This window comes from Sphingomonas segetis, from assembly GCF_009720245.1.
In the GTDB taxonomy this organism is placed as follows: domain Bacteria; phylum Pseudomonadota; class Alphaproteobacteria; order Sphingomonadales; family Sphingomonadaceae; genus Sphingomicrobium; species Sphingomicrobium segetis.
Map to the genome: position 1 here is coordinate 1 of NZ_WJSQ01000159.1, position 5911 is coordinate 5911.

The 5911-nt window shown below is 65.1% G+C and carries 6 protein-coding genes; all 6 read right to left on the bottom strand.

The window, feature by feature from the left end:
- A partial coding sequence (locus GH737_RS15380; protein ID WP_230558797.1) for a hypothetical protein occupies positions 1-511 on the bottom strand: 511 nt, incomplete at its 3' end.
- A gap of 110 nt (positions 512-621) precedes the next feature.
- Entirely contained in the window at positions 622-1470 is an 849-nt protein-coding gene (nadC, locus tag GH737_RS12455) for a carboxylating nicotinate-nucleotide diphosphorylase (RefSeq protein WP_155265130.1), read from the bottom strand.
- 38 nt (positions 1471-1508) lie between these two features.
- Positions 1509-2342, bottom strand: coding sequence for a metallophosphoesterase family protein (locus GH737_RS12460; protein WP_155265131.1), 834 nt, complete (start codon positions 2340-2342; stop codon positions 1509-1511).
- A 36-nt stretch (positions 2343-2378) separates the two neighbouring features.
- Positions 2379-4523, bottom strand: a complete 2145-nt coding sequence (locus GH737_RS12465) for a M3 family metallopeptidase (RefSeq protein ID WP_155265132.1) — start codon at positions 4521-4523, stop codon at positions 2379-2381.
- 124 nt (positions 4524-4647) lie between these two features.
- The gene (locus GH737_RS12470; protein WP_155265133.1) at positions 4648-5163 is read right to left on the bottom strand and encodes an NUDIX hydrolase; all 516 of its coding nucleotides are present in this window, start codon (positions 5161-5163) and stop codon (positions 4648-4650) included.
- The coding region (locus GH737_RS12475) for a TPM domain-containing protein (protein WP_338061783.1) at positions 5160-5911 on the bottom strand (752 nt) is incomplete at its 5' end. The genes GH737_RS12475 and GH737_RS12470, both read right to left, overlap by 4 nt.

Here is a 5911-nt window from a genome sequence, read left to right on the forward strand (position 1 = left end):
CGTCGGTGCCGGCGATCACGCCGCCGAGCGCCGCGCCTGCGATCCCACCCGCGACAGCGCCGGCCGCGGGGTCGCCGCAGCGATAGCCGTAGCCGTTGTAGCCATAACCCGGAGCGCCATAGCCGTTGTAGCCATAAGCCGGATAGCCGTGGCCATAAGCCGAAGCGCCATAGCCGTAATTGTACGCCGGATAGCCGTAACCGTACGCCGGATAACCATAGCCGTACGGGGCGCCGTAACCATAGCCGCCGTAATTGCCGCCGTAGCCCGGGTAGCCATATCCGATCGAGATCACCGTTCGCGACCGCGGATAAGCATATCCGTACGAATAGCGCGGATAATAGCCGTAGTTGCGGTAGCTGTAGTTGCGATGGTGGTGTCGGCTGTAATCGCGGTCCTGACTGTACGAATGGCGATCCCGGTCCCCGTGATGGTGCCGGTCGCGCGCACTGGCGGCACTCGGCAGAGCAATGACGGCGGTGGAGATCGCGAGAGCAAGCAGCTTCTGCATCGAAATACTCCTCGATCTGGAAACGCATCGGCTGCAGTGGAGCGCAGACCGACTCAGGATCGTTGGTGCGCTTCGGTTCCTGTCCCACAAATGAACAATGTTGCGTCGGCTCAACGACTGACCGCGTAATCGAGACCGATGTCCACCGCCGGCGCGGATTGCGTGATGCGCCCCACCGAGATGAAGTCGATGCCCGTCTCGGCTAGGAAGCGGATCGTTTCGAGGGTCACACCGCCCGATGCTTCGAGTGGCACGCGGCCGCCGACGAGGCGCACGGCTTCGCGCAGCTTGGCCGGGTCCATATTGTCGAGCAGCAGTCGGTCGGCGCCCGCGTCGAGCGCAAGCTGAATCTGGTCGATGCGGTCGACCTCGACCTGGACCAGGAGACCCGTATTGGCTGCCCTTGCGCGCCGCACCGCCTCGGCGACGCCGCCGCACACCGCGACATGATTGTCCTTAATGAGCACGCCGTCATCGAGCCGCATCCGGTGATTGTGGGCGCCGCCCATGCGTGCCGCATATTTGTCGAGCTCGCGCAGCCCGGGAATGGTCTTGCGCGTGTCGAGCAGCACCGCGCCGGTACCCTCGATCGCATCGACATAGCGGCGGGTCAGGGTGGCGATCCCCGAGAGGTGCTGGAGCGTGTTGAGCGCCGAGCGCTCGGCGGCGAGCATCGCACGGGCATTGCCGGCAAGGCGCATCAGCGCCGTGCGGTGCTCCGCGCGTTCGCCGTCGTCGACCAGCAACTCGAGCTCGATGTCCGGATCGAGGGCTCGGAAGAAGGCCGCCGCGACCTCGAGTCCCGCGACCACGATCGCTTGCCGGCAATTCATCTCAGCCGTGAAGCGTGCATCCGCCGCGACCGTCGCGTTGGATGTCACGTCTCCCCCGCTGCCGAGATCTTCTGCAAGGACTTGCCGAACGAAACCGTCGACATCCAAACCTTGGGGAAGCGCCATCCGGCGGCTCTAGTCGCCGGACGCCTGTGCCGACAAGCTCAGTGAGCGGGCTCCGGCTTCGACGCAACGCGCCAGCGTCCCTCTGCCCAGCTGTAACGCTCCGCATCGAGCGGCACGAAGTGACCGTTTTTCCACGCGTTGACGGTAATTGTCACGGAGGCGTCGCCGACGTCGATGGCGTTGAAGCTCTGCTGCTGGTCGCGGATGCGGGTCGAGGTTGCCGTGCCTGCCTGCACGACCAGCGCGCCGCCGGCGCGCGTCACCAGGTCACTCGCGCTGTGGCTCGACGCATGATGGTTGTGGCCGGCAAGGAGCATGTCGACGCCGGCATCCTGGACGGCGTCGAGGGCGAGCTCCTGCCGCCCAATGGCCGGCGTGATTTGGTCACCGACCGGAAGCGCGAACAACGGGTGGTGGGTGACGAGGATTCGAAAGCTGTCGGTGGGCGTGCGCGCGAACGTGTCGCGGATGAACGCGACCTGGTCCTGGTTGATGCGCCCATCCTTGAAGGTTAGCGATCGCGCGGTGTTGATCCCCAGCACGGCAATGCCGGGCAGCTCGACGAACGGGCACAGGTTGTCGTCGATGAAGCGCCGGTAGCGCGCCAGCGGCGAAAGGAACCGGCGGAGCACGTCGTAGAGCGGCACGTCATGGTTGCCGGGTACCCCGAGCACTTCGTGCCCGGAATGCTGCATCCGCTCGAGGAACTGGCAGGCTTCACGGAACTGTTCGGTCCGCGCGCGCTGGGTGAAGTCGCCGCTGATCACAACCAGATTCGGCTCGAGCTCGTCGACACGGGTCTCGACCGCACTGACCAGTCGCTCGTCGTGAGCACCGAAGTGCAGGTCCGACAGGTGGACGAGGCGAGCCATGGGCGGAGAACGCGCCTCCGCCCTTATCGGTTCAGCTCAGTTTGTCGGGAAGCCGCGCCGCTTCAGGAGCGCCGAGACGTCCGGATCGCGGCCGCGGAACTGCCGGTAGGCGTCCGCGCGGTCGGTCTCGTTCCCGGTCGACAGCAGGACCTTCTTGAAGCGCACCGCGGTCGCCTTGTCCCAGACGTCTCCGGTCTCCTCGAACGCCGCCCAGGTGTCGGCGTCCATCGTTTCCGACCACAGATAAGAGTAATAGCCGGCCGAGTAGGCATCCGACGAGAAGAGGTGATTGAACTGCGGCAGGCGGTGCCGCATCACGATCTCCTTCGGCATGCCGATGTCGGCCAGTGCCTTCTTCTCGAATGCGTCCGGGTCCGCGACGCCCTTCGGGTCCATGTGCATCTTCATGTCAACGATCGCCGAGGAAAGATATTCGACCGTGGCGAAGCCCTGATTGAACGTCTGCGCTTTCTGGATCTTGTCGACGAGCGCCTGCGGCATCGGTTGACCCGTCTTGTAGTGCTTGGCGAAGCGGTTGAGCACCTCTGGGGTCAGCAACCAGTTCTCGTTCACCTGGCTCGGATACTCGACGAAGTCGCGCTGCGAGCCGCCGAGGCTCGGGTATTTCACGTTCGACAGGAAATAGTGGGTCGCGTGTCCGAACTCGTGGAACAAGGTTTCCGCATCGTCGAGGCTGATGAGCACCGGCTCGCCCGCGCCCGGTTTCACGAAATTGTTGTTGTTCGACCCGAGCACGATGTCGTCACCGAGCAGGCTGGCGCGGCTCCGATAGGTTGTCGCCCAGGCTCCCGAGCGCTTGCCCTCCGCGGCGAAATCGTCGCGGTAGAAGACACCGAGCTGCTTGCCGGTCGCGCGGTCCGTCACAGAGTAGACGCGGATGTCGTCCTTCCACGTCGGGACGGTGCCGGTGATCTCTTTGAAGTCGAGGCCGTACAGCTCGCCCGCCGCCCAGTATGAGGCGTCGATGATGTTATCGAGCGAGAAATAGGGTTTGATCTCGTCCTGGCTGAGATCGTAGCGGTCCTTGCGGACCTTCTCCTGGTAATAGCGATAGTCCCACGGCTCGATCGTGATCTTGTGGCCGAGCTTGTCCGCGAGCGCCTGCTGGTCGGCGACCTCCTCCTTCACTCGCGCAACGGCGGCGGGCCAGACGCGGTTCATCAGATCCAGCGCCTGAGCCGGCGTCTTCGCCATGGTATCCTGCATCCGCCACTCGGCGTGGTTCGCGAAGCCGAGGAGCTTCGCGCGGTCGGCACGCAGCTTGACGATTTTTGCGATGGTTGCGTTGGTATCGCTCGCCCCGCCATTGTCGCCGCGGTTGACGAACGCGCGCCAGACCTTCTCGCGCAACGCGCGGTCGTCGGCGAAGGTGAGCACCGGATCGACCGCCGAGCGTGTGTTCTTGATCGCATAGGTACCGGCCGGCTTGCCTTGCGCCTTCGCCGCGGCGGCGAGCGCGGCCTTCACGTCGACAGGCACGCCGTTCAGCTGCGCCTCGCTCGCACGGATGTACGTGCTCTCGTCGGCGAGCACCTTCTCGGAGAAGGTCGCGAACAGCTCTGCCAGCTGCTGGTTCATGGCCGACAGCTGCTGCTTCTGCGCTTGCTTCAGGTTCGCGCCGCGGCGGACGAAGCTTTCATAGGTACGCGTCAGCAGCCGATCCTGCGTCGCGTCGAGGCCCAGCGACGCCTTGTTGTCGTGCAACGTCTTGATGCGCTGGAAGAGCTTCGGATTGAGGATGATTTCGTCGCTCGCGGCGGAGAGCCGGGGCGACCATTCCTTGTCGAGCGCCTGATAGGGCGGCGTTGCCATGTTGCTGGTCATCACGCCGAAAACCGACAGGACACGATCAAGCCGCTGGCCGGTTTTCTCGAGCGCCTCGATCGTGTTGACGAACGTGGGCGGCGCCGGGTTGTTGGCGACGGCCAGAACCTCGCGGCGCTGCTCGTCGATTCCGAACTGGATCGCCTCGGGAAAGAGCTCCGGCTTCACCTTGTCGAACGGCGGAACGCCGCCGTACGGGCCCGCCCATTCCGCAAGCAGGACATTGTTCGGAACCGCGGCCTGCGCCAACGTCGCGGATGACTGCGCGAACGCGGGAGTTCCAAAACCCCCGGCAAGCGCCACTGCAGCGCTGCCAGCCAACAAAATTCGAATCATCTGGATCCCACCCTCGTTGGAAAACGTCGCCGGGTCCGTAGCAGAGCGCGACCCGACGCAAAGCGGACGTTCTACCAACGGCCGTTACGTGCCCGCGAGTGAATGACCGGTGACCGCGCGGGGGTCAAAAGTTCAGGAACAGCAAGAGCTTGACGTCAACACCGAAACCTTCGGCGCGCTTCTGCTCGATGAAGTTCGGGATCTCCGCGCGCGGGACGAGGTGGACGTTGATGTCTTCGTTCTCGTCGCCGCCACCCACGCCGATGCGGCGCACGCCGTGGGCACGCACCAGAGTGAAGCTTTCGGCGAGCATTCCGGGCGAGGCATAAAATTCGCCGAGCCGTTCCACCCGATCGGCGGTGAATCCGGTCTCCTCCTCCAGCTCCTTGATCGCGGTGCTCTCCGGCGTCGCGTCCGGATCCACGTCCCCGACGAGGCCGGCGGGCAGCTCCACGCAGCGGCAGTCGGGCGGCACCCGCGGCTGATCGATCAGGATCATCTTTCCGTCATATTCGGCGAGGATCACGACAGCGTTGATGTCGTTGGCGCGGCTCGCATATTCCCATTTGCCGCGCCTCAGCACGCGCACATATTCGCCCGCCCACATAACTTCCGGCGGAGGCAAATCGTCGAGCTTCATAGTTCGATGAGCTCGTCGGGAATCTCGTTCGCATCGGCGGCCGAACGCGGGAAATGCTGGGAAAGCACCACGCCGACCTGCTCGACGGCGGCGACGATGCCGTCGCCGATCCGGCCGGCCTTAACGTCCGTCAGAAGGGCAGCCATGGCCTCGCCCCATGTATGTTCGTCGGTCACCTTGAGGATCGCTTCGTCGGCGATGATCTCGGCGCGGCGCTCCGCGAGCGACAGATAGATCAGGATCCCCGTCCGGCCGGTCGTTCGCCGCGCCGCCGCAGCCTGGAAGATCGCGAGCGCGCGGCGCCGGACGCGGCGGTGCTTGGTCGCCGCCGGGGTCAGCAACAGCCGAAGCGGCATCCATTTTAGGATCAGCAAGGCCACGGTGAACTTGAGCGCCGCGAATACCATCAGGAGCGTCAGCAGCTGACTCTGCGTGGGATCGGCCTGCCAGCCGCCGAAGAGGGCGTCATACCACCAGACGAGCGCGGTCGGCCGCCACGCCGCCCAGGCCAGCACGGCGAACAGCGGAACCAGCGCCCAATGCAGCGCTACGTCGTGATACGGGTCGCTGAGCGGCGTCGCCACGACGACAATCTCGCCGCTGCTGTCGGCCTCCGCCGCAGTGACCGCCGCGGAGACTTTGCGGTGATCCTCTTCCGTGAGCTGCTTCACCACGACCCGGATGCCCCGCCGCCGCCGCCGGACCCGCCGCCGAAGCCGCCGAAGCCGCCACCGCCGCCGAAGCCACC